Consider the following 21,596-nt stretch of genomic DNA (forward strand, 5'->3'; position numbering starts at 1 on the left):
GTCACCGACTCACACAGAGGTCAGAGGGCCGTCCATGGGACACAAAGGTGCCAAAGGCCGAGTCTAACGGGGTGGGGGTGTACGAATGCGCCCGTGGGCCGTCAGGCGAGATACGCCGGCGCCGCCACGGGCAACGTAAATCGGAACTCCGCGCCGCCCTCGGGGGCGCGGCCGACGGTGATGGTGCCGCCGTGGGCTTCGACGATGCCCTTGACGATGTACAGCCCGAGGCCGGTGCCGCCGCGCTTGCTGCCCCGCCAGAAGCGGGTGAAGACGCGGTTCATGGACTCCTCCGGGATGCCGGTCCCCTCGTCGCTCACCGTGACCGACGTACCGGCGTCCTCCCCTTCCCGGGGTGACGCCGAGGGCGTGACGTCAATCGTGACCGTTCCCTCGCCGTGGCGCACGGCATTTTCGAGCAGGTTGCTGAGCACCTGGTCGATCTTGTCGGGGTCGGCCCACAGCATGGGCAGCGGCTGCTCGATGCGCAGCAGGAACCGGTCGGCGGTCTGCCCGGCGGCGACGTACGCCTGGATGTGCCGCCCCACCGCGGCCCCGATGTCGACGGGCTGGCGGCGTACTTCGAGGCGCCCGGAGTCGATGCGCGAGATGTCGAGCAGCTCGGCGATGAGCCGGGTGACCCGGTCGGCGTCGGCGTCGACGGTCTCCAGCATCAGCCGCTTCTGGTCGTCGGTGAACCGTTCCCACTTGGCGAGCAGCGTGGCGGTGAAGCCCTTGACGGAGGTGAGCGGCGACCGCAGTTCATGGGCGACGGTGGCGATCAGCTCGGCGTGACTGCGCTCGGTGCGGCGCCGGGCCTCGGTGTCGCGCAGGCACACGACGACGCGGTGGACGGGCCCGGTGGGCTCGGTGCGCACGTACTGCGCGGAGACGAGGACCTCACGTCCGCCGGGAAGGAGCAGATTCCGCTCGGGCTGACGACGCCGAATCGCGAGCCCCCCGTAGGGGTCCGTCACCTGCCACCAGCGCCGCCCTTCCAGGTCCTCTAATGGCAGCGCCTTGGCGAGCCGCTGCCCGAGGGCCTCTGCGGCCGGTACGGCGGTGATGCGCTCTGCCGCGGCGTTGAAGCAGACGACCCGGCCGTGCTCGTCGGCGACGACCAGTCCGTCGGGCAGGAGATCGGGGTCGATGCCGAGCCCGGCCAGATCACCGGGGCCGGACGCGGACCCGTGCCGCACGTCCCGTGCTCCCGGTGCGCTGCTCGTGCCGACGCTCATATCCCCGTACCCCACCCCTTCGACGGAGGGCCCCCGAGCTGGTCACCCTACTAGCTCTCGGTGACGGAGCGGCACCCTCCGGAGGCGCGCTGTGCACGGGCCGACGCGTAGAGACATACGGCGGCGGCGGTCGCCAGGTTCAGGCTCTCGGCCTTCCCGTGGATCGGGACGCGCACGACGGCATCCGCGAGTGCGCGGGTCTCCTCCGGGAGCCCCCACGCCTCGTTCCCGAAGATCCAGGCGGTCGGTCCGCCCATGGTCCCCTTGTCGAGCTCGTCGTCGAGGTCGTCGGTCCCGGCGCCGTCGGCGGCGAGGATCCGCACGCCGGCGTCCTTGAGGCCCTGGACCGCCTGCTCCACGGGGACGCCGACGGCGACGGGCAGATGGAAGAGGGAACCCACGGAGGCCCGTACGGCCTTGGGGTTGTAGAGATCCACGGACGCGTCGGTCAGTACGACGGCCTCGGCCCCGGCGGCGTCCGCGCACCGCAGGACGGTCCCGGCGTTCCCGGGGTCGCGGACGTTCGCGAGCACGGCGACGAGCTTGGGGCGGGCGGCGAGGATCTCCTCGAAGGGGGTGTCGAGGAACCGGCACACACCGACGAGCCCCTGCGGGGTGACGGTGGTGGAGATGTCGGCGATGACGTCCTCGGAGGCGAGGTGCACACGCGCTGCGACGGCGCGGGCCTCCGCGATGATGTCGGCGTACCGCTCGGCGGCCTCGACGGTGGCGAACAACTCCACGAGCCCGTGCCCGGCGGCCTCCCGCACGGCCTGCGGCCCCTCGGCCAGGAACAGCCGCTCCTTGCCCCGGAAGTTCCGCTTGGCGAGCCGCCGGGCGGCGGAGACGCGGGGGGAACGGGGGGAGATCAGCTCGGGGGTTGCGGAGTGCATGAGGCTCACTTTCAGAACTACACAACAGGACCCGCAAGCCCGGAAGCCTGCGGGTCCCTCATGTCACGTCGGCTCTAGGCCAGCGCCTGTGTCACGCGGCCTTCGGCGCGTTGACGTCGGCGGGCAGGGCCTTCTGCGCGACCTCGACCAGCGCGGCGAACGCGGTGGCGTCGTTGACGGCCAGCTCGGCCAGGATCTTGCGGTCCACCTCGATGTTGGCGGCGTTCAGACCCTGGATGAGGCGGTTGTACGTCATGCCGTTCTGGCGGGCAGCGGCGTTGATGCGCTGGATCCACAGACGGCGGAAGTCGCCCTTGCGCTTCTTGCGGTCGTTGTAGTTGTAGACCAGCGAGTGGGTGACCTGCTCCTTGGCCTTGCGGTACAGGCGCGAACGCTGACCGCGGTAGCCGGAGGCCGCCTCGAGGATCGCCCGGCGCTTCTTGTGGGCGTTGACTGCCCGCTTGACGCGTGCCACTTTTTACTCCTTGTAGCGGGGCCGTGGTGGGACTCACACGGCCCGGAATCGATGGGGTCCCGGTCCAGACGTACGGCGCTCAGTCAGGGCGCCGCGTACGTCACTTGCCGAGAAGCTTCTTGATCTTCGCGGCGTCGCCCGGGGCCATCTCGGCGTTGCCGGTGAGGCGGCGCGTCACGCGGGACGACTTGTGCTCGAGCAGGTGGCGCTTGCCGGCACGCTCGCGGAGCACCTTGCCGGAGCCGGTGATCTTGAAGCGCTTGCTGGCACCGCTGTGCGACTTGTTCTTCGGCATAGCGCCGTTCTCTCCTCTGGGTGGCGCTCCGGTGCCCGGTCGTGAAACCGGGCACACGGTGGAGCGTCGCTCTTGTATCGGTTACGTCCTGGGGGACTCGCGTCCCCTGGGATCACGCCTCGGCGGAAGCCTCGGCAGGGGCCTCGGCGGGAGCCTCGGCAGCAGCATCGGCGATCTCGGCATCCTCGGCGTCCGCGTTCACGGCGTCGGGGTCCGCGGCGTTCTGCGACTTGCCGGGGTTGGCCTTCGCTTCAGCCTTGCGGGCTTCCTGCGCCTGGCGCGCCTCGGCCATCGCCTCGGTCTTCTTCTTGTGCGGACCGAGAACCATGATCATGTTTCGGCCGTCCTGCTTCGGGTTCGACTCAACGAAACCGAGGTCCTCGACGTCCGACGCGAGACGCTGCAGCAGTCGGTAGCCGAGCTCCGGCCGGGACTGCTCGCGACCACGGAACATGATCGTGATCTTGACCTTGTCGCCCTGCTTGAGGAACCGGACGACGTGACCCTTCTTGGTGTCATAGTCGTGCGGGTCGATCTTCGGCCGGAGCTTCATCTCCTTGATGACCGTGTGCGCCTGGTTCTTGCGCGCCTCACGGGCCTTCATGGCCGACTCGTACTTGAACTTCCCGTAGTCCATGAGCTTGCACACGGGCGGACGGGCGTTCGCCGCGACCTCGACCAGGTCCAGGTCGTACTCCTGCGCAAGCTCCAGTGCCTTGGCCAGCGGGACAATGCCCACCTGCTCGCCACTGGGACCGACAAGTCGCACCTCGGGAACGCGAATCCGGTCGTTGATGCGGGGCTCGGCGCTGATGGATCCTCCTCGGTTAGCACCACACGGCGGTCTGGCGGACAGCCGCGTTTGTCTCTTCTCGACAGACCTAACCGCGCCGAAGCACAAAAAATGCCCCGGACGATCACAAGACGGGGCTCCAAAACACTGCCGGAGCACCGCCGCGATGATCGCGGGGCGCGCATTCGGGCGACTCCATCGTCCGTACGGAACGATGGTGGCCGCCTGACCGGGGTGACCCGCCGTCCCGGGGGACGGTCAGGTGGGAGATCGGAGCCTCCACTTGTGGGCCGGGCACGCGAGTGTCCAGCCGGTCATCAAACAGATTAGCAGGATCGCTTGACAAGGACCAATTGGAGGAACGGCAGCACGGACCGCCTATCGTGTGGGCCATGAGTGACACCCCTCCTGAGTCCCCCGCCGACTTCGACGAGATGACCCGCGACATCGCCGAGGTCCCCGCCGTCGAAGTGATCGTGACGGTAGCCGTGAACCTGATGAGCGCCGCCGCGGTGAAGCTCGGTCTGACCGAGGAGGGCGACAAGTACAAGGACCTGGACGAGGCCCGCAAGCTGATCCACGCCCTGGCCGGTCTGCTGGACGGCAGCGCGACCGAGATCAGCTCCTTCCACGCGGCCCCGCTGCGCGACGGTCTGAAGTCCCTCCAGCTGGCGTTCCGCGAGGCGTCGCTCGTCCCGGACGAGCCGGGCCAGGGCCCGGGCGAGAAGTACACGGGCCCGGTCTACGGCTGAGTCCCTACCGCACGTACAAGGGCTCGCCCGGAGGCGTCGCCCCGGCCGGCAGCAGTGCCAGGTCGAGGCCGCGCACCAGGCGGGCCCTCAGCGTTTCGTCGGCGGCCAGACGCCGGGCCACTCCGTGGACGCCGGCGTCGTTCGGCATGCCCGGGTAGAGCACCAGGGCGAGTGTGCCGTCCCCCTGGCCGGGGCCGAGGTAGGCCCGCTCCACCGCACCCACGGCGGCGACGGCGGCACGTACCGCCTCCACGACCGCCGGGTCGGCGAGCGGGTCCGTCGTCGTACGGCCCTCGGCGAGGGCGAGCAGCGTCGGGCCGGTCAGCTCGAACGGCACCGGTCCTGCCAGGTCCAGGACGACCGTGTCCGCCTTCTCGTGCGCGGCGGCCTGGAGCGCCTGGTGCAGGGGTACGGCGACGGGGCGGGCCGCCGGGTCCCAGAGCGCCAGCGAGTCGGTGGACGTGAAGGCGGGCAGGGCGGTGCGGCCGCCGGCCTTCAGGGTGGGCACGGCCATGTCGCTGGTCTTCTCGCGGCGCAGTCCGTTCTCGTCCTCCTCGACCTCACCGAGCACGGCCACGACGGGGACGAGCAGCCGGGCACCCTTCAGAGCCTCCAGAACGGGTCCCACGGCGGTGCGGTCCTCGGTCCAGGCGGCGAGCGCCGCGCGCAGCCCGGGGTCGGCGGAGCCGTCGTCGTCGGAGAAGCCGGAGTCGGGAATGTTCTTGTTCGCCACGGTCACCGACCCTATAGGGGAGATGCTGCTGGGCTTGTGCGGCCCCGGAAACCTCTCCGTGACCCTCTTCACCGGAATCTCAGATTTCCCTGACACACATCTAACTTTCGTCTAACGGCCCACACAGTCGGTGGCCCGACCATCACGGTCATGGAGTCCTCCAGAGCCAGCCGAAGCCGTCGCTCGCGCCCGTCCCGGCGGCGCCCGTTGATGTACACCGCCCTCGCCTCCGTCGCGATCGTCGGCGCCACCGCCGGGGGGACCGTGTATGTGAAGGCGCAGGCGCACTCCGGCGCTCCCTCCGTATCGTCGGCCCCGTCGCCGGCCGCGGCGGCGACGAGCGAGGAGGCATCGGTGGAGCCCGTGACGCAGCCGACGGTGGACCACGACAAGCTGCTGGCCACGGCCATGGCGTCGGTGACCGTGCCGGGCGACGCGGACGTCTCGGTCGCCGTGCTCGACCTGGACTCCGGGGCGAGCGCCACGTACGGGGACGCCGCCTTCGACACGGCGAGCATCGTCAAGGTCGACATCCTGGCGGCGCTGCTGCTCCAGGCGCAGGACGAGGACCGGCATCTCACGACGGCCGAGAAGTCGTACGCCACCGCGATGATCGAGAACAGCGACAACGCCTCCGCGTCGGCGCTGTGGCGGATCATCGGGCAGGCGGAGGGGCTCGACGCGGCGAACGAGCGGCTCGGGCTCACGGGCACCGAGGGCGGTGACGGGATGCTGTGGGGGCTGACCCAGACCACGGCGGCGGACCAGCTCACGTTGCTTCGGCAGGTGTTCGGGGACGACTCGGAGTTGAACTCGGCGTCCCGGGAGTATGTGCGGGGGCTGATGGGGCGGATAGCCGCCGATCAACACTGGGGGGTGTCGGCCGCCGCCGAGGGCTCCGCGTGGGCCTTGAAGAACGGGTGGCTGCCGCGGTCGGCGACGGGACTGTGGGACATCAACAGCGTCGGGCAGGTCACCGCGTCGGACGGTCACGAGTACTTGGTCGTGGCGCTGTCGAACGGTAACGCGACGAAGGAGAAGGGGATTTCGCTCGTGGAGTCCGCGGCGGAGGCAGCGGTATCCGTGTTCACGGGTTGAGTGTGCCGCGACAGGCCGTCGGCGGACTGCCGCGCCGTGTGGGGCCGGTCGCGCCCACGCGGCCGTGGCCGCACATCGATACAGCGCCGCGCCCCCGCAGGGGCGCCATCCGCAGCGTCAGACTTCTTCGTACTGCTCTCTTCTGCCTCGCCACAGCACCACCGCCGCGATCAGCAGGACGCCGCCCGCGCCGCCGGCCAGGGGGGCCGCCCAGCCTGCCGTGTCGTCCTCCTCCTCGGCCGCGTCCGGGCCTGAGCCGAAGTACTTCTCGCCGTAGGACGCCGCCTGCAGTCCTTCCGGCTTCAGCTCGGCCGCTGCCTTGATCGCAGCGGCCGGGTCGACCAGGCCGTAGCCGCGGGAGTCGTCGCGGCCGCCGACGGGGGCGTCGCGGGCCGTGTCCTCCAGGAGCTTCTTGATCTGGGCCGGGGTCAGGCCGGGGTGGGCCGCCTTGACCAGGGCGACGGCTCCGGAGACGAAGGCCGCGGCGGCACTGGTGCCCCAGCCCTCGTAGTACTTGTGGTCGGGGTCGGCGATGACGACCTTGTCGCCGGGGGCGCTGACCGTGGAGTACCAGCGGCGGGTGGAGAAGGCGGCGCGGGTGCCGTACCGGTCGACGGCGGTCGCGGCGATGACACCCGGGTAGGCGGCCGGGTAGGAGATGTGGTCGCCCTTCTCGCCGCCGTTGCCTGCCGAGGCGACGACGACGGAACCCTTCTTGAGGGCGTACTGGACGGCCTCGTCCTCGGCGGGTTCGGGGTGGGCGGACTTGGAGTCGTCGCCCAGGGAGAGGTTGATGACGTCGGCGCCGTGGTCGGCGGCCCAGCGGATGCCTTCGGCGAGCGCGTTGCCGCGGGTGTTGCGGGCCTTGCCGCGGGCCGAGTCGCCGTCCTCCAGGATGACGCGGACGGGGAGGATCTTGGCCTCGGGGGCGATGCCCATCACGCCGTCGGCGTTGCCGATCCCGTGTCCGTGGCCGGCGATGATGCCGGCCATCGCGGTGCCGTGGCGGGCCCAGGCGCGATCGCCGCGGCTCGCTCCGAAGCCGACCATGTCCTTGCCGTCGAGGACGTTGCCGACGAGGTCGGGGTGGTCGTCCTCGACGCCGGTGTCGAGGACGGCGACGGTGATGCCCTTGCCCTTGGTGGTCTGCCATGCCTCCTGGGTGTGCATGGCCTCGAGGGCCCACTGCTGGGCGCGTATGCCGTCGGCGTGCGCCGCGGTGGGCGGTACGAGGGCGAAGGAGGCGGCGAGAAGGACGCCGAGGAGGCCGGTGCGGCGGGTCATGGCGTTCACGACGGCTTCTCCGTGGCCGAGCTGACGGTCTTGCGGAAGCCGCGTTCGATGCGGTCGGCGAGACCCTGGGCCTCGTGGCCGAGACCGGCCTGGGCGATGTCGGTGGTGGCGTCGGACGCCGTGGCCTTCTCGGCGGGCTCCGGCTCGTCGACGGTACGGCCGTCGGCCCAGCCGGAGACGGCGTAGGCGACGACGGGGGCGTCGGTGAGGACGGAAACGGCCCAGGAGGCCCGCTGCTTCGTGCCGAAGCCGGCGGCGACGGTGTTCTTGGCGGCGTAGGTCCGGGGCATGAGGTCGGCCCGGTCGCCCAACTTCTCCTTGCCGAACCGGGTGTCGAGGGCGGTCATGCCGGCGGCGTCGGCCTTGGTGAAGAGAAGCCCGACGGTGGTGACGTAGCTCTGGGTGGCGTCGGTGTAGGTGGCGCGGAGCAGCCGCTCGCAGCCGACGGGGGCGAGTGCCTTGCGCAGCAGGGGGTCGAAGGCGTTCTTGCAGCCGCTGTCCGGGGCGACGGCGATCCGCGTCCAGGTCCGGTCGGCGCCGCCGGGGCCTGCGCCCTGTCCCTGCACGGTGGGCGGGAAGAGCTGGTCGACGGGAACGCTGTGCCACATCCCGGCGGCCGCCGCGAAGGTGTCCCCGGATCCGGCCGCGGCCGAGTCCCCGACGAGCCAACTCCCGGTCGCGGCACCGCCGATGAGCCCGAGCCCGAGCACGAGACAGACGGCCACACCGACGGCCCGCAGCCGACCTCGCCCACGGAGCACTCGCGGCCGCGCCTGCTCGTCGTACCCCTCGGGCTGCCCGAACGACACGACGGGCCGCCCGGATCCAGGGGTGTCACCGGGTGCCAGGGGGGCGCTCCAGGAGAGAGAGGGATCGGGCTGCCGGGGGGACGGGGTCCCTCCGGGGGGTGCGGTACGACCGAAGGCGTCGGCGGGCACCGCGGCAGACCGGGGGCCGGGGGCGGGCGGGCCGGCCGGCGTCGAGGCCGGCCGGGAGCCGGGCATGGGCGCGTCACCGAAGGGAGTCGACCGCCGGTTCCCTCCGCCGAAGGCGTCGGCGGGCACCGCGGCAGACCGGGGGCCGGGCGCGGGCGGGCCGGGCGGCGCCGAGGCCGGCCGGGAGGCGGCCGCGGCGGCCGGACGAGAGCCGGGCCGGGGCGGCACACCGGTCGGAGCGCCGGAAGGCGCCTTCGGGCCGGGTGCGGAAGGTGGGCGAGTGCCTGACCCGGAGGGAGCGCCGGCGGGCACCGTCGAGCCGGACGTGAACGACGCACGAGGGCCTGGACCGGGCGGAGCACCAGCAGCCGCCGTCGAGCCGGGCGTAGGGGCCGGGCGGGTGCCCGGTCGGGGTGGGGCGTCGGGGCGCGGGGCGCGGCCCAGGGGGGAGGAGTCTCGGGGGGAGTCCTGCTCGACCGGTACCGGGCGGAGGCGGAAGGTGGTCTCGAAGGACGTTTCCGGGGGTGTGCCGTTGGGGCGCGGGGGTGTCGCGGGGCGCGGCGGCGTGGGGGTTGCGGGGTTGCCCTGACCGGGGGGCGGCGGTGTGTCCGGGAAGCGTGCGGAGGCCTTCGGCGGGGGCGGGGTCAGGGGGGCGAGGTCGCCGGAGGACGGGGCGCGCAGGCGGGGGAAGCGAGGAGGCGTGTCCTGGGAGGTGTCGCGAGCGGGGGTCCCGGGCGCCGGTCGTGCGCCCGGCAACGGGGGCACGGTCGTCGTCGGCGTGGAAGCCCCGCCCGCCGGTCGCGTACCCGGTGCCTGGGCCGGTGGCCGTTCCTCGGAGGTGCCCGGGGTGGGCCCGGAGTCCTCGCGGTCCGTGGCCTCGGGGCCCGTCTTCGGAGGGTCCGTGGGGCGTGGGGGTGTCGTGGGGCGCGGAGGGATGGAGGCGTGCCGCGCTTCCGTGCTCATGCGCCCCCCGTTTCCCTTGTGCCCGGGTCCGTCGTCGTCCCCGGTGCGGAACAGGCCCGCCCGGGCACGCATACCCGCACGGACGGACCGGCATCCCCTGACTCGGGCCCCTGCCGTCCTCACATGCGTGCGCGTCACTCTACGGGTTGTCCCCGGCCCGACGGGAACCAGTCCACGACCCCGGGGCTTTAGCCCGGAACGTCCCCCTACCCTGCGGTAATCCTGTCTGGCAGGCTTCGTTCATGACTGCGCGCGCCGCCGACCGGGCCCGTTACGACCGGGCCACCGCTCACCTCGACGCTCCTGTGGCGATCGTGGATCTGGACGCCTTCGACTCCAACGCGGACGATCTCGTCCACCGGGCCGGCGGCAAGCCGATCCGTGTGGCCAGCAAGTCCGTGCGGTGCCGAGCGCTGCTCGAACGCGTCCTCGCCAGGGACGGTTTCGCGGGCCTCATGTCCTTCACCCTGGCCGAGTCCCTGTGGCTGGCACGCTCCGGCTTCGACGACATCCTGCTCGCCTACCCCTCCGCCGACAGCACCGGGTACGCCGAGCTGACCTCGGACCCCAAGCTCGCCGCCGCCGTGGCCGTCATGGTCGACGACGTCGCACAGCTCGACCTCATCGACCGCTCCCGGGACGGTGAACGTGAAGTCGTCCGCGTCTGCCTGGAGTTGGACACCTCACTCAAGCTCCTCGGCGGCCGGGTGCGCGTGGGCGCCCGACGCTCCCCGCTGCACTCCCCCGCCCAGGTCGCCGACCTCGCCCGCGCGGTCGCCCGGCGGCCCGGGTTCAAGGTCGTCGGGATCATGGCGTACGAGGGTCATATCGCCGGTGTGGGCGACTCCGTCGCCGGACATCCGTTCCGGTCCCGTGCCGTCCGGCTGATGCAGGCCACCGCCCGCAAGGAGCTCGCCGAGCGGCGGGCGGCAGTGGTGCGTGCCGTCCGGGCCGTCGTTCCCGAACTGGAGTTTGTCAACGGCGGCGGTACCGGCAGTGTCCAGACGACCGCCGCCGAGGATGCCGTCACGGAGATCGGTGCGGGGTCGGGGCTGTATGTGCCGCGGCTCTTCGACAACTACACGTCGTTCAGCGGGCGTCCGGCCGCGCTCTTCGCGCAGCCCGTCGTGCGGCGGCCCGGCGTCGGTGTCGTCACGGTGCTCGGGGGCGGCTATCCGGCCTCCGGTGCGCCCGGGCCCGACCGGCTCCCGGTGCCCTATCTGCCGGAGGGGCTGAAGTACGACCCTCAGGAGGGGCCCGGTGAGGTGCAGACGCCGCTGCTCGGCTCGCCCGCCGACGACCTCCTCCTCGGGGACAAGGTGTGGTTCCGGCACGCGAAGGCCGGGGAGCTGTGCGAGCGGTTCGACGTGCTGCATCTGATCGAGGGCGACACCGTCACCTCGACCGTCCCGACCTACCGGGGCGAGGGCCGGACGTTCCTTTAGGTCAGTCCGTCGGGCCGATGCTGCTGCCCACGCCGCCGCCGTTCGCGTCGCCGCTGGACCGGATGCCCTTGGTGATCCGGTCCATGTCGGCGAGCGGCGGCCCGTCCTCGCCGGCGTCGAAGACGTAGCGCACGACGACCGGGGACTCGGTGCCGACGCTGGACTGGAAGGCGAGGGACTGGACGTAACCGCCGGGCCCCTTGGCCGTCTTGACGCGCCAGCGGACGAAATACCCGGCGCGGCCCGCCACCGCGACCGGACCCGACTTCACGACCTCGTGCGACTCGATGCCGCCGAAGGGCCGCTTGCCGACGAGGTCGCGGTCGTAGGCGTAGTCGGCCGCGTCGGAGATGTCGGCCTTGGCGAGGGACTCGGGGGATGTCTCGTCGTTCGAGGTCACCGTGCGCGAGATGACGAGACCGTGCCGGCACACTCCTGGGTCGCCCGGGCAGTCGTAGGTGCCGTCGGTGGACATGAGGACGTCGTCGTCGACGATGTACTGGGGTCGCACCCAGCCGTCGAGCAGCGGCACGGTGATGCCGTTGAGCTGGTCCTCGACGACGGCCGGGTCGTCGGCGGAGGGTTCGCTGGTGGACTCCGACGGCGTGGGCGTGGGCGTCTGGCTCGTCGGTGCGAAGGTGGGGGTGATGGACTCGGTCACCGTCGTACTGTCCTCGGCGCCCCCGTCGTCACGCAGGACGAACGCTCCCGTCACGATCGCCGCGACCAGGACCACCCCGGCCGTGGTGAGGGCGATGACCTTCGCGCGCCCCGAGGCCTCACCGCCCGGCGGCCGTCCCGGCACCGGAGGCACCGGCGGCGGGCCCACAACTGCGGGCTCGCGCCGGTGCTCGGTCCAGGCAGTGCCGTCCCACCAGCGTTCCAGGTGCGGATGCTCGGGGTCGCGGTACCAGCCGGGCGGGGGCGTCATGCTCATCCCGGCACTGTAGGCGACAGGGCCTGGGGGCCGCGGGCCTACAAGGGTGTGACGTAGGCCCCCGAGATTCCGCCGTCGACGAGGAAGTCGCTGGCGTTCACGAACGAGGAGTCGTCGCTGGCCAGGAAAGCGACGGCGGCGGCGATCTCCTCGGCCTCGGCGAAGCGGCCGAGCGGGATGTGGACGAGGCGGCGCGCGGCGCGCTCGGGGTCCTTGGCGAACAGTTCCTGAAGGAGAGGGGTGTTGACCGGGCCGGGGCAGAGGGCGTTCACACGGATGCCCTCCCGCGCGAACTGCACGCCCAGTTCACGGGACATGGCCAGGACACCGCCCTTGGACGCGGTGTAGGAGATCTGGGACGTGGCCGCGCCCATCCTCGCCACGAAGGACGCCGTGTTGATGATGGAGCCCTTGCCCTGCCGCCGCATGTAGGGGATCGCGGCCTTGCAGCACAGGTAGACGGAGGTCAGGTTGACCTCCTGGACGCGCTTCCAGGCCTCGAGGCCGGTCTCCAGGATGGAGTCGTCGTCGGGCGGGGAGATGCCCGCGTTGTTGAAGGCGATGTCGACGCTGCCGTAGGTGTCGTACGCCGTCCTGAACAGCGCCTCGACCTGCTCGGGGTCGGTGACGTCGACCTTCACGAAGATCCCGCCGACCTCCTCGGCGGCCGCCTTGCCGCGCTGCTCGTCGACGTCGCCGCAGACGATGTGCGCGCCCTCGGAGGCGAGCCGGCGGGCGGTGGCGAGGCCGATGCCGCTGCCGGCCCCGGTGATGACGGCGGTACGGCCGACCAGGCGTCGGCAGACAATCTCTTCGGTCGATGCGGTCACTGTGCGGGGCCCTCCGTGCTGATGAAGACGTTCTTGGTTTCGGTGAAGGCGGCCAGGGCGTCCGGGCCGAGCTCCCGGCCCACGCCGGACTGCTTGTAGCCGCCGAAGGGGGTCCAGTAGCGCACGCTGGAGTGGGAGTTGACGGACAGGTTGCCGGCCCGGACCGCCTGGGAGACCCGGAGCGCGCGGCCGACGTCCCGGGTCCAGATGGAACCGGAGAGGCCGTACGGGGTGTCGTTGGCGAGCCGGATCGCGTCCTGCTCGTCGGTGAAGGGCAGGAGTACGGCCACGGGTCCGAAGATCTCCTCCCGGGCCGCCTCGGAGTCGTGCCGCTCCCCCGTGAGGACGGTCGGCGCGAACCAGAAGCCGGGCCCTTCGGGGGCCCTGCCGCGCAGGGCCGGGGCGTCGTCCGGCACGAACGACCGTACGCGGTCCAGCTGCTGACGGGAGATCAGCGGTCCCATCTGGGTCTTCTCGTCGGCCGGGTCACCCACGACGACGGCGGCCAGCGTGTCGGCGAGCAGCTCGCGGACCTCGTCGTACACGGACTCCTGGACCAGGATGCGGGTGCGGGCGCAGCAGTCCTGGCCGGAGTTGTCGAGGAAGGAGAAGGGGTCGACGGCGGTCCTGAGGTCGGCGTCGGCGAAGACGATGTTCGGGCTCTTGCCGCCGAGTTCGAGGGTGACCGGCTTGACCTGGTCGGCGCAGAGGGCCATGACGCGCTTGCCGACCCGCGTGGAGCCCGTGAAAACGATCTTCGCGACGCCAGGATGGCGTACGAGGGCGTCGCCCGCGATGTCGCCGCGGCCCGGCAGGACCTGGAGGAGGTGTTCCGGGAGCCCGGCCTCCAGGGCGAGTTCGGCGAGCCGCAGCGCGGTCAGCGGGGTGGTCTCGGCGGGCTTGAGGATCACGGCGTTGCCCGCCGCGAGGGCCGGGGCCGTGCCCCAGGCCGCGATCGGCATGGGGAAGTTCCAGGGCGCGATCACTCCGACGACGCCCAGCGGTTCCAGGAGGGTGATGTCGAGGCCGCCGGGTACGGGGATCTGCCGGCCCGCGAGCCGCTCCACTCCGCCGGCGGCGTAGTCGAGGAGGTCACGGACGTTGCCGGCCTCCCAGCGGGCGTTGCCGATGGTGTGGCCGGCCTCGCGCACCTCCAACCGCGCGAGTTCCTCCACGTGTTCGTCGACGACGACGGCGAAGCGGCGCAGCAGTCTGGCCCGGTCCGCGGGTGCGACGGCCGCCCAGGCGCGCTGGGCCCGGTCGGCCCGGTGGACGGCGGCGTCGACGTCCTGCTCGACGGCGCCCGGAACGGTGGCGATGACCTCCTCCGTCGCGGGGTTGAGGACGTCCAGTTCGTACGGTTGCGACAAGAGATGCCTCACATGCGTTCGAAGGAGCGACGCAGCTCCCAGTCGGTCACCGCGGCGTCGAAGGCGTCCAGCTCGACGCGTGCCATGTTGCGGTAGTGGGCCACGACCTCGTCACCGAAGGCGGCCTTGGCGATGGGGCTGTTCTCCCAGAGCTCGGCGGCCTCGCGCAGCGTGGTGGGGACGTGCGCGTAGTCGGCGGTGTAGGCGTTGCCGGCGCAGGCCTCGGGCAGTTCCAGCTTCTGCTCGATGCCGTACAGACCCGCCGCCACCAGTCCGGCGACCGCCAGGTGGGGGTTGACGTCGCCGCCGGGCAGCCGGTTCTCGAAGCGCATCGAGCGGCCGTGGCCGACGACCCGCAGGGCGCAGGTGCGGTTGTCGTGGCCCCAGGCGACGGCGGTCGGGGCGAAGGAGCCGGGCTGGAACCGCTTGTAGGAGTTGATGTTGGGGGCGTAGAGCAGGGAGAAGTCCCTGAGGGCCGCGAGCTGTCCGGCGAGGAAGTGCCGCATGACCTCGGACATACCGCCGTTGTCGGCCATCGCGTTGTTGCCGGCCGCGTCCGCGAGCGAGAGGTGGATGTGGCAGGAGTTGCCCTCGCGCTCGTTGTACTTGGCCATGAAGGTGATCGAGACGCCCTCCTGGGCGGCGATCTCCTTGGTGCCGGTCTTGTAGATCGCGTGCTGGTCGCAGGTGACCACGGCCTCGTCGTACTTGAACACGATCTCGTGCTGGCCCGGGTTGCACTCACCCTTGGCGGACTCGACGACGAGGCCGGCGCCGGTCATGTCGTTGCGGATACGGCGGAGCAGGGGCTCGATGCGACCGGTACCGAGCACCGAGTAGTCGATGTTGTACTGGTTCGCCGGGGTGAGCCCTTGGTACCCCACGTCCCAGGCCTGCTCGTAGGTGTCCTTGAAGACGATGAACTCCAGCTCGGTGCCGACCATGGCGGTGTAGCCGAGCTCGGCGAGGCGCTCCAGCTGGCGGCGGAGGATCTGGCGCGGGGCGGCGACCACGGGCGAGCCGTTGTCCCAGGCGAGGTCGGCGATGAGCATGGCCGTGCCGGCGTTCCAGGGGACGCGGCGCAGGGTGGAGAGGTCCGGGTGCATGGCGAAGTCGCCGTAGCCGCGGTCCCAGGAGGACATGGCGTAGCCCTCGACGGTGTTCATCTCGGTGTCGACGGCGAGGAGGTAGTTGCAGCCCTCGGTGCCGTGGTGGAGCACCTCGTCGAGGAAGAAGCGGGCGGCGAACCGCTTGCCCTGGAGCCGCCCTTGCATGTCGGGGAAGGCCAGGACGACAGTGTCGATCTCACCGCTCGCGACGAGGGCGTGCAGCTCCTCGACGCTCAGCGGGGGTGTGCGGTCTGCCACGGGAGAGCTCCTTCGGGCTTCTGCGCTTTTTTCGGCCGGGCCGGAAGCCATAAGGTATTGCGGAGAACCATTGCTTGGGAAGGGGGTACGACGGGATGTCGCTGGATCCGGAGGGCGACCTGGAGGACCGGTTGACGCCGGTGCTGCGGCCGGTACGGGCGGGCAACGGCTTCGAGGAGGCATTGGAGCAGATCCTGCAGGTCGTACGGCTCGGTCTGGTACCGGGGGGTGAGCGGCTGCCGGCCGAGCGGGAGCTGGCGGAGCGGCTCGGGATCAGCCGGGTGACGCTGCGCGAGGTGTTGAAGGTGCTCCAGGACCAGGGGCTGGTGGAGTCGCGGCGCGGGCGGTACGGCGGGACGTTCGTGCTGCGGAAGTCGGACGCCGGCGGCGAGGACGAGCTGCGGCGGCGGATCTCCGCGGTCGACATCGAGGACGTGCTGCGGTTCCGCGAGGTGCTGGAGGTGGGGGCGGCGGGTCTGTGCGCGGCGCACGGGCTCGCCGACGACCAGGCGGAACGGCTGCGCGAGGCGCTGGCCCGCACGCAGGACGCTCCGCTGGCGGACTATCGGCGCCTGGACACGATGCTGCACCTGACGCTGGCCGAGCTGTGCGGATCACCGTCGCTGACCGCGCAGTACGCGGCGGTCCGGGCCACGGTGAACGACCTGCTGGACTGCATCCCGCTCCTCGTCCGCAACCTCGAACACTCCCAACGCCAGCACACCGCGCTGGTGGAGGCGGTGCTGGACGGGGACGCGGACGGGGCGCGGGAGATGATGCGCGAGCACTGCGGGGGGACGGCGGCGCTGCTCAGGGGGTTCCTGGCGTGACGGCGTCCGCCGTGCGGCCTGGGGGTCTTGCCTCCGCGGGCATCTCTCGACAAAGGTATGGAAACAATCCTTTGCCGGACCGGGAGGGCGCATGGCGGGCAGGCCGCTGATCGGCATCAGTACGTATCTGGAGGCCGGGGCACGCTGGGGTGTGTGGGAGCTGGCGGCGGCGCTGCTGCCCGTCGGGTATCCGCGGCTCGTGCAGCGGGCGGGCGGGCTGGCCGCGATGCTTCCGCCGGACGCGCCCGAGCATGCCGCCGGGGCCGTGGCGCGCCTCGACGGGCTGGTGATCGCGGGCGGCCCGGACGTCGAGCCGGTGCACTACGGCGCCGAGCGCGAGCCCCGTACCGGGCCGCCGGCCCGCGAGCGCGACGCCTGGGAGCTCGCCCTCATCGACGCCGCCCTCGCCGCGGGCGTCCCGCTGCTCGGGATCTGCCGGGGCATGCAGCTGCTGAACGTCGCCCTCGGCGGCACGCTCGTCCAGCACATCGAGGGGCACGCGGAGGTGGTCGGTGTCTTCGGGTGGCACACCGTGAAGCCGGTGCCGGGGACGCTGTACGCCGGTGTCGTCCCGGAGGAGACGTCCGTACCGACGTACCACCACCAGGCCGTGGACCGGCTGGGCACCGGCCTCCTGGTGTCGGCGCACGCACCCGACGGAACGGTCGAAGCCGTGGAACTGCCTTCCTCCGACTGGGTGTTGGGGGTGCAGTGGCATCCGGAGATGGGTGAGGATCTGCGGGTGGTACGGGGGTTGGTGGAGGCGGCGGGAGCCTGAGCCGGGGGCTATCCGATCCGGTCTCGCAGCCATTTCGACGCCGCTTCGCCCTGGGCGCGCTGGAAGGCGCGGACGGTCGGGATGCCCGGCGGTGGGGGCTGCAGGGACTGGTGGACGAAGTAGCCGGCGAGGCCCGCGAGGGCGGCGGTGACGGCGTCCGGGTCGGCGTCGCGGCCCAGCGGGTGCGCGGTGAAGAGCCCCTGCGGATCGGGGCCTCCCTGGGCTCTGACGCACGGGAGCATGAGCAGCAGGTCGAGCCATGCGGCACCGCGGACGACGTGCGGCCAGTCGACGAAGACGACGCGGCCGTCGTCGGTGAGCAGCATGTTGTCGGCGCGGAGGTCGCCGTGGGCGAGGGTGTCGCCGGAGACGGCCTCGGGCCAGGGGTCGGCCAGCTCGGCGAGGTGCGGGAGGTGGGCGGCGGTCCAGGGGTCGAGGTCCGGGTGGGTCTCCTCCAGGAGTCGCCGCCAGCCGCTGAACGTGCCGACGGCGGACTCGGAGGCAGGGGGCGCGTCGCGCACGGGGGACGGGGTGAGGGTCCGGGCGAGGTCTGTCACCGCGTCGAGGACGCGTCTCAACTCCGGCTGCCGCCAGGGAACGTGGGGCTGGCGGCCCGACACGTCCTCGAAGACCAGAGTCACCCAGGTGCCGTCGTCGTAGGTGCCGAGGAGGCGGGGCGCGGGGACGGCGGGTGGGAGGGCGGCGGCGTAGCGGGCTTCTCGGCGGTGGAACACGGGGCCCGTGGCGTTGGTGTCCGCGCTGACGGCCTTGACGAAGGCACGGCGGCCTCGGGCGGTGCGGATGCGTGCCGCGGCGCCCGGGGAGAAGCCGCCGGGTTGGGTGGTGGCGTGGGTGACGGGTTCACCGAGGATGTCGGCCACGGCGTTGCGGACCTGGGGTGGGAGCTCTTCCCACGGAGTGCGGGCGCCTTCGGCGGGCGGGGCGGTGGGTGGCATGTACGGCATGGTGCGGGTCGGCTGCGGTGGCAGGCCAGGAGTTTTTCGCCGGCGCGGCCCCTATCCCCGTGTCAGCGACAGCAGTTCCCTGGCCGGACCCACCGGTCGATGCCCCGTCGGCCACACCGCCCGCAAGTCCCGTGCCAGTGACACCCCTTCCACCGGCACCCGCACCAGCCGGCGCATCGCCAGCTCCTCCCCCACCGCCAGCTCGCTCAGTACCGCCGGCCCCGCGCCGCTCACGACCGCCGCCTTCACCGCGGTGGTGGACGACAACTCGATCAACGGCCGCGCCAGTCCGCCCAGCGCCGCGTCCAGGACCTGCCGCGTCCCCGAACCCTTCTCCCGCAGGATCAACGGCGTCGCGGCCAACTCGTCCGCCGCCAGCGGCCGTCGGCGGCGGGCCCAGGGGTGGGCCGGGGCCGTCACCACGATCAGGTGGTCGTGGGCGATCACGACCGAGTCGAGGCCCGTCGGTACGTTCAGGCCCTCCACGAACCCCAGGTCCGCCTCGTCCGAGAGCAGCCGGGAGGCCACCGCCGCCGAGTTGCCGGCCAGCAACGACACCGCCGTGTCCGGACGCTGGGCGCGCAACGCCAACAGCCAGCCCGGCAGCAGATACTCCGCGATCGTCATGCTCGCCGCGACCCGCAGCCGCGAGTCCCGCCGGTCCCGCAACGCCTGCGCCCCCGCGTCGAACGCCTCCGCGGCCTCCACGATCCGCCGCGCCCAGTCCGTCACCAGCGCGCCCGCGTCCGTGAGACGGGACCCGCGCGGTGAGCGGTCCACCAGCGCCACACCCAACTGACGTTCCATCGAGCGAATGCGGCTGCTGGCCGCCGGCTGGGTGATGCCGATCTCCCGCGCCGCCGCACCCAGGCTGCCGAGCCGGGCCACCGCCAGCAGCAGTTCCAGCGCCCCCAGGTCGGGGACGCGGTGCGCCAGCATGCCACCGGGGGTCGAGGGAGAGCCCTCCCGCTCACTGCTCATAAATCCAGTTTATGTCCTCATAGAGGCGTCGTCCCTGGTGGCAGCCGCACAACCGCGCGATCGTCGCATCATGGTCACCGCAGCCCAGCCCCTTCTCCCCCGTGCCATCGCACGGTCCCCGCGTGCCATCGCCGTCCGTCACCTCGGACCCAACTGGTACGCCACCGTCATGGGCACCGCCATCGTCGCCACCGCCGGAGCCGGACTGCCGGTCTCCGTCCCCGGTCTGCGCACCGCCCTCACCGGCGTCTGGGCGCTCTCCCTCGCCCTTCTCGTCGTCCTGCTCTGCGCCCGCGCCCTGCACTGGACCCACCATCGCGACCAGGCCCGCGCCCACCTCCTCGACCCGGCCATGGCGCCCTTCTACGGCTGTCTGTCCATGGCCCTCCTCGCCGTCGGCGGCGGCGCCCTCACCGTCGGCTCCGACTGGATCGGCACGCGAGCCGCGGTCGCTCTCGACGCCGTGCTGTTCACCGCCGGCACGGCCATCGGACTCACCGCGGCCGTCGCCGTCCCGTACCTCATGGCCGTACGCCATCGGATCGAGCCGTCACAAGCCACTCCCGTGTGGCTGCTGCCGCTCGTCGCGCCCATGGTGTCGGCCGCGCTCGGGCCGCTGCTCGTGCCCCATCTCCCGGCCGGTCAGGCGCGGGAGACCCTGCTGCTCGCGTGCGTGGCCATGTTCGGGATCAGCCTGCTCGCGACCCTGCTCATGCTGCCGCTGGTCTTCGGACGGCTCATCACCGGCGGTCCGCTGCCCCTCGCCCTCACCCCGACCCTGTTCCTCGTGCTGGGCCCGCTCGGACAGTCCACCACCGCCGTCAACAACTTCGCGGACGTCGCGCCCGGTGTCGTACCCACGCCCTACAGCGGCGGCTTCGGCGTCCTCGCCGTTCTCTACGGCGTGCCCGTGACGGGGTTCGCCCTGCTGTGGTTCGCGCTCGCCACCGCGCACGTCCTGCGCGCCCGGCGGGAGGGCATGGGGTTCGCGATGACGTGGTGGGCCTTCACCTTCCCGGTCGGCACCTGTGTCACCGGTGCGGAGGGGCTGGCCCGGCACACCGGGCTGCCGGCCTTCCAGTGGCTCGCGGTCGTGCTGTACGTCGTCCTCGTGGCCGCCTGGGCCGTCGCCGCCCTGCACACCGCACGCGGGCTGCTCAGCGGTGCGCTGCTCGCAGGGCCTTCGTCAGCAGCCGTGGCGCTTCGCTGAGGGACGGGCCGTACCAGGTGAGGTGTCTGCCGCTGACGAGGGCGCAGGACAGTCCGGGGAACGCCTCCGGGCCGTCGTCCGCGGTGAAGCGGTAGGGCTCGTCCGGGAGGACGACGACGTCAGGTGCGGCCGCGTTCAGGTCCTCGACCGGGATCCGCGGATAGCGCTCGGCGTGCGTCGCGTACACATGGTCCACGCCCAGGCGCGCCAGCACATCGCCGGCGAAGGTGTCGCGCCCCAGCACCATCCAGGGGCGGCGCCAGATCGGGACCACCGCCGTCATGGCGGACCCCGGTTCCGGCAGGACCGACCACGCCCGCTCCGCCTCGTCCAGCCAGCGCGGCCGTCCCCGCGCACCGCACGCCGCCAGGACCCGTGCCAGTTCCCGGAAGGCCTGCGGGACGTCCCTCACCTCGGTCACCAGGACCGCGACGCCCGCCTCGCGCAGCGCGGCGAGGTCCGGCTCCCGGTTCTCCTCCTCGTTGGCGATCACCAGGTCGGGGGCGAGGGCGAGGACGCGGTCGGTCCTGGGGTTCTTGGTGCCGCCCACGCGCGCGACGTCGAGGTCCGCCGGGTGGGTGCACCAGTCCGTGGCGCCGACCAGGGCGCCGGGGACGGACCGGGCCACCGCCTCCGTCAGGGACGGAACGAGGGAGACGACCCTCACTTGCCCGGCCGGTCCCGGACCGCCTCGATGTGCTCGGCCACCGCGACGACCACGACCCGGGTCTCGGGCACGGTCGCCCGCCACCGGTGGCGTACCCCACCGGTGAGGTAGAGCGTGTCGGCGCGGCCGAGCCGATAGGCCCGGCCCTCCGCCTCGATCTCCACCGCGCCGTCGGCGACGTACATCAACTGGTCGTTGCGGAACTGGAATTCACGACCGGCGTCATGGTCTCCGGTGAACTCCTGGGCGTGCATCTGATGGTGACCACGCACCAGGGAACGCACCCGGCTCCGGCACTCCGGCTCGGTGTCGTCGGCGCGGACGACGTCGACGCTGCACGCCGGGTCGGCGGCGGCGAGGAGTTCCACGGCGGTGGTGCGCAGGGCGTCGGCCACCTTCTCCAGGGAGCTCTGGCTGGGCCGCGCCCGCTCGTTCTCGATCTGGCTCAGGAAGGGCACCGACAGGCCGCTGCGTTCGGCCACGACGGCAAGGGTGAGCTCCAGCGCACGGCGTCGCCGCCTGACGGCCGCGCCCACCCGCAAGGGTTGTTCTTTGTGGTCGCCCATCGCTCCGGCTCCCTCCTTCGCTCGTCGGTCCGTTCACACTCTCTGATGAGTTGTCTGCACCCTACGCATGTTCGGCAAACCGTTTCATGCGCCCGTCACATTGCCGTAAACCCCGTGCGGTCCATTTCGCCAACTCCGGCCAGTAGATCAGCTCTCCACCCGGCCCGTGCGGGGTTTGCGCC

General features: G+C 72.0%; 21 protein-coding genes and 1 pseudogene. 6 read left to right on the forward strand and 16 right to left on the reverse strand.

Annotated elements, in window-relative coordinates:
* Positions 1 to 101 precede the first annotated feature (101 nt).
* The 5 genes and pseudogenes from ACWD3I_RS36250 to infC all read right to left on the reverse strand — a co-directional run bounded on the left by ACWD3I_RS36250 (position 102) and on the right by infC (position 3,740).
* Positions 102 to 1,238 (reverse strand): sensor histidine kinase, encoded by a 1,137-nt coding sequence (locus ACWD3I_RS36250; protein ID WP_365395552.1) that lies wholly within the window; start codon positions 1,236 to 1,238, stop codon positions 102 to 104.
* A gap of 50 nt (positions 1,239 to 1,288) precedes the next feature.
* Positions 1,289 to 2,131 (reverse strand): TrmH family RNA methyltransferase, encoded by an 843-nt coding sequence (locus tag ACWD3I_RS36255; RefSeq protein WP_365395555.1) that lies wholly within the window; start codon positions 2,129 to 2,131, stop codon positions 1,289 to 1,291.
* 91 nt (positions 2,132 to 2,222) lie between these two features.
* Positions 2,223 to 2,606, reverse strand: coding sequence for a 50S ribosomal protein L20 (gene rplT / locus ACWD3I_RS36260; protein WP_171142660.1), 384 nt, complete (start codon positions 2,604 to 2,606; stop codon positions 2,223 to 2,225).
* Positions 2,607 to 2,706: 100 nt separating this feature from the next.
* Complete coding sequence (gene rpmI / locus ACWD3I_RS36265; protein ID WP_003977225.1) at positions 2,707 to 2,901, reverse strand: 50S ribosomal protein L35; 195 nt, start codon at positions 2,899 to 2,901, stop codon at positions 2,707 to 2,709.
* A gap of 112 nt (positions 2,902 to 3,013) precedes the next feature.
* Positions 3,014 to 3,740: pseudogene (infC, locus tag ACWD3I_RS36270) on the reverse strand (translation initiation factor IF-3).
* Positions 3,741 to 4,086: 346 nt separating this feature from the next.
* On the opposite strand from infC, the gene ACWD3I_RS36275 reads away from it, so the two are divergent.
* Positions 4,087 to 4,446 (forward strand): DUF1844 domain-containing protein, encoded by a 360-nt coding sequence (locus ACWD3I_RS36275; RefSeq protein WP_171142661.1) that lies wholly within the window; start codon positions 4,087 to 4,089, stop codon positions 4,444 to 4,446.
* Positions 4,447 to 4,450: 4 nt separating this feature from the next.
* Here ACWD3I_RS36275 and ACWD3I_RS36280 read toward each other — a convergent pair whose 3' ends face one another.
* Positions 4,451 to 5,179 (reverse strand): SseB family protein, encoded by a 729-nt coding sequence (locus tag ACWD3I_RS36280; protein WP_365395560.1) that lies wholly within the window; start codon positions 5,177 to 5,179, stop codon positions 4,451 to 4,453.
* Positions 5,180 to 5,329: 150 nt separating this feature from the next.
* Between ACWD3I_RS36280 and ACWD3I_RS36285 the strand changes: the two genes are divergently transcribed.
* Positions 5,330 to 6,277 (forward strand): serine hydrolase, encoded by a 948-nt coding sequence (locus ACWD3I_RS36285; protein ID WP_365395563.1) that lies wholly within the window; start codon positions 5,330 to 5,332, stop codon positions 6,275 to 6,277.
* Between the two features lie 117 nt (positions 6,278 to 6,394).
* Here ACWD3I_RS36285 and mycP read toward each other — a convergent pair whose 3' ends face one another.
* Positions 6,395 to 7,561 carry a type VII secretion-associated serine protease mycosin gene (gene mycP / locus ACWD3I_RS36290; protein ID WP_365395696.1) on the reverse strand — a complete coding sequence of 389 codons (1,167 nt, stop codon included), beginning with the start codon at positions 7,559 to 7,561 and terminating at the stop codon, positions 6,395 to 6,397.
* Positions 7,562 to 7,566: 5 nt separating this feature from the next.
* Positions 7,567 to 8,379: a hypothetical protein gene (locus ACWD3I_RS36295; protein WP_365395566.1), complete on the reverse strand. Its 813-nt coding sequence runs from the start codon at positions 8,377 to 8,379 to the stop codon at positions 7,567 to 7,569.
* A 1,331-nt stretch (positions 8,380 to 9,710) separates the two neighbouring features.
* On the opposite strand from ACWD3I_RS36295, the gene ACWD3I_RS36300 reads away from it, so the two are divergent.
* Positions 9,711 to 10,913 carry an amino acid deaminase/aldolase gene (locus tag ACWD3I_RS36300; RefSeq protein ID WP_365395569.1) on the forward strand — a complete coding sequence of 401 codons (1,203 nt, stop codon included), beginning with the start codon at positions 9,711 to 9,713 and terminating at the stop codon, positions 10,911 to 10,913.
* 1 nt (position 10,914) lies between these two features.
* Here ACWD3I_RS36300 and ACWD3I_RS36305 read toward each other — a convergent pair whose 3' ends face one another.
* Genes ACWD3I_RS36305 through ACWD3I_RS36320 form a run of 4 tightly spaced genes read right to left on the reverse strand, consistent with a single transcriptional unit; the run spans position 10,915 to position 15,417 of the window.
* Positions 10,915 to 11,844, reverse strand: coding sequence for a DUF2510 domain-containing protein (locus ACWD3I_RS36305; protein ID WP_365395699.1), 930 nt, complete (start codon positions 11,842 to 11,844; stop codon positions 10,915 to 10,917).
* A gap of 44 nt (positions 11,845 to 11,888) precedes the next feature.
* Positions 11,889 to 12,680 carry a 3-oxoacyl-ACP reductase gene (locus tag ACWD3I_RS36310; protein WP_365395572.1) on the reverse strand — a complete coding sequence of 264 codons (792 nt, stop codon included), beginning with the start codon at positions 12,678 to 12,680 and terminating at the stop codon, positions 11,889 to 11,891.
* Positions 12,677 to 14,050: an aldehyde dehydrogenase family protein gene (locus tag ACWD3I_RS36315; RefSeq protein ID WP_365395575.1), complete on the reverse strand. Its 1,374-nt coding sequence runs from the start codon at positions 14,048 to 14,050 to the stop codon at positions 12,677 to 12,679. The genes ACWD3I_RS36310 and ACWD3I_RS36315 overlap by 4 nt, the downstream gene beginning before the upstream one ends.
* Before the next feature lie 8 nt (positions 14,051 to 14,058).
* On the reverse strand, positions 14,059 to 15,417 hold the full coding sequence (locus ACWD3I_RS36320) for a glutamine synthetase family protein (RefSeq protein WP_365395578.1): 1,359 nt from the start codon (positions 15,415 to 15,417) through the stop codon (positions 14,059 to 14,061).
* Positions 15,418 to 15,512: 95 nt separating this feature from the next.
* Between ACWD3I_RS36320 and ACWD3I_RS36325 the strand changes: the two genes are divergently transcribed.
* Positions 15,513 to 16,247, forward strand: coding sequence for a FadR/GntR family transcriptional regulator (locus ACWD3I_RS36325; RefSeq protein ID WP_046261854.1), 735 nt, complete (start codon positions 15,513 to 15,515; stop codon positions 16,245 to 16,247).
* Positions 16,248 to 16,338: 91 nt separating this feature from the next.
* On the forward strand, positions 16,339 to 17,025 hold the full coding sequence (locus tag ACWD3I_RS36330) for a gamma-glutamyl-gamma-aminobutyrate hydrolase family protein (RefSeq protein WP_365395582.1): 687 nt from the start codon (positions 16,339 to 16,341) through the stop codon (positions 17,023 to 17,025).
* Positions 17,026 to 17,033: 8 nt separating this feature from the next.
* On the opposite strand, the gene ACWD3I_RS36335 is transcribed toward ACWD3I_RS36330, so the two are convergent.
* Both ACWD3I_RS36335 and ACWD3I_RS36340 read right to left on the reverse strand, forming a co-directional pair.
* On the reverse strand, positions 17,034 to 17,981 hold the full coding sequence (locus tag ACWD3I_RS36335) for a phosphotransferase (protein WP_365395585.1): 948 nt from the start codon (positions 17,979 to 17,981) through the stop codon (positions 17,034 to 17,036).
* A gap of 60 nt (positions 17,982 to 18,041) precedes the next feature.
* Positions 18,042 to 18,971, reverse strand: a complete 930-nt coding sequence (locus tag ACWD3I_RS36340; RefSeq protein WP_365395588.1) for a LysR family transcriptional regulator — start codon at positions 18,969 to 18,971, stop codon at positions 18,042 to 18,044.
* 70 nt (positions 18,972 to 19,041) lie between these two features.
* Between ACWD3I_RS36340 and ACWD3I_RS36345 the strand changes: the two genes are divergently transcribed.
* Positions 19,042 to 20,181 carry a TDT family transporter gene (locus ACWD3I_RS36345; protein ID WP_365395591.1) on the forward strand — a complete coding sequence of 380 codons (1,140 nt, stop codon included), beginning with the start codon at positions 19,042 to 19,044 and terminating at the stop codon, positions 20,179 to 20,181.
* Here ACWD3I_RS36345 and ACWD3I_RS36350 read toward each other — a convergent pair.
* Complete coding sequence (locus ACWD3I_RS36350) at positions 20,129 to 20,848, reverse strand: helical backbone metal receptor (RefSeq protein WP_365395594.1); 720 nt, start codon at positions 20,846 to 20,848, stop codon at positions 20,129 to 20,131. The two genes, ACWD3I_RS36345 and ACWD3I_RS36350, sit on opposite strands and share 53 nt — an antisense overlap.
* Positions 20,845 to 21,414, reverse strand: coding sequence for a helix-turn-helix domain-containing protein (locus ACWD3I_RS36355; protein ID WP_365395597.1), 570 nt, complete (start codon positions 21,412 to 21,414; stop codon positions 20,845 to 20,847). Before ACWD3I_RS36355 ends, ACWD3I_RS36350 begins: the two co-directional genes overlap by 4 nt.
* Positions 21,415 to 21,596: the final 182 nt, after the last annotated feature.

The organism is Streptomyces sp. NPDC002817 (assembly GCF_053592055.1).

Bases quoted from the DNA above. Each gene is read 5' to 3' on its own strand.
- ACWD3I_RS36345 (WP_365395591.1), top strand. From the start codon at position 19,042: ATGGTCACCGCAGCCCAGCCCCTTCTCCCCCGTGCCATCGCACGGTCC.
- ACWD3I_RS36300 (WP_365395569.1), top strand. From the start codon at position 9,711: ATGACTGCGCGCGCCGCCGACCGGGCCCGTTACGACCGGGCCACCGCT.
- ACWD3I_RS36285 (WP_365395563.1), top strand. From the start codon at position 5,330: ATGGAGTCCTCCAGAGCCAGCCGAAGCCGTCGCTCGCGCCCGTCCCGG.
- ACWD3I_RS36305 (WP_365395699.1), bottom strand. From the start codon at position 11,844: ATGACGCCCCCGCCCGGCTGGTACCGCGACCCCGAGCATCCGCACCTG.
- ACWD3I_RS36355 (WP_365395597.1), bottom strand. From the start codon at position 21,414: ATGGGCGACCACAAAGAACAACCCTTGCGGGTGGGCGCGGCCGTCAGG.
- ACWD3I_RS36275 (WP_171142661.1), top strand. From the start codon at position 4,087: ATGAGTGACACCCCTCCTGAGTCCCCCGCCGACTTCGACGAGATGACC.
- ACWD3I_RS36250 (WP_365395552.1), bottom strand. From the start codon at position 1,238: ATGAGCGTCGGCACGAGCAGCGCACCGGGAGCACGGGACGTGCGGCAC.
- ACWD3I_RS36340 (WP_365395588.1), bottom strand. From the start codon at position 18,971: ATGAGCAGTGAGCGGGAGGGCTCTCCCTCGACCCCCGGTGGCATGCTG.
- ACWD3I_RS36335 (WP_365395585.1), bottom strand. From the start codon at position 17,981: ATGCCACCCACCGCCCCGCCCGCCGAAGGCGCCCGCACTCCGTGGGAA.
- ACWD3I_RS36330 (WP_365395582.1), top strand. From the start codon at position 16,339: ATGGCGGGCAGGCCGCTGATCGGCATCAGTACGTATCTGGAGGCCGGG.
- ACWD3I_RS36255 (WP_365395555.1), bottom strand. From the start codon at position 2,131: ATGCACTCCGCAACCCCCGAGCTGATCTCCCCCCGTTCCCCCCGCGTC.
- ACWD3I_RS36325 (WP_046261854.1), top strand. From the start codon at position 15,513: ATGTCGCTGGATCCGGAGGGCGACCTGGAGGACCGGTTGACGCCGGTG.
- mycP (WP_365395696.1), bottom strand. From the start codon at position 7,561: ATGACCCGCCGCACCGGCCTCCTCGGCGTCCTTCTCGCCGCCTCCTTC.
- rpmI (WP_003977225.1), bottom strand. From the start codon at position 2,901: ATGCCGAAGAACAAGTCGCACAGCGGTGCCAGCAAGCGCTTCAAGATC.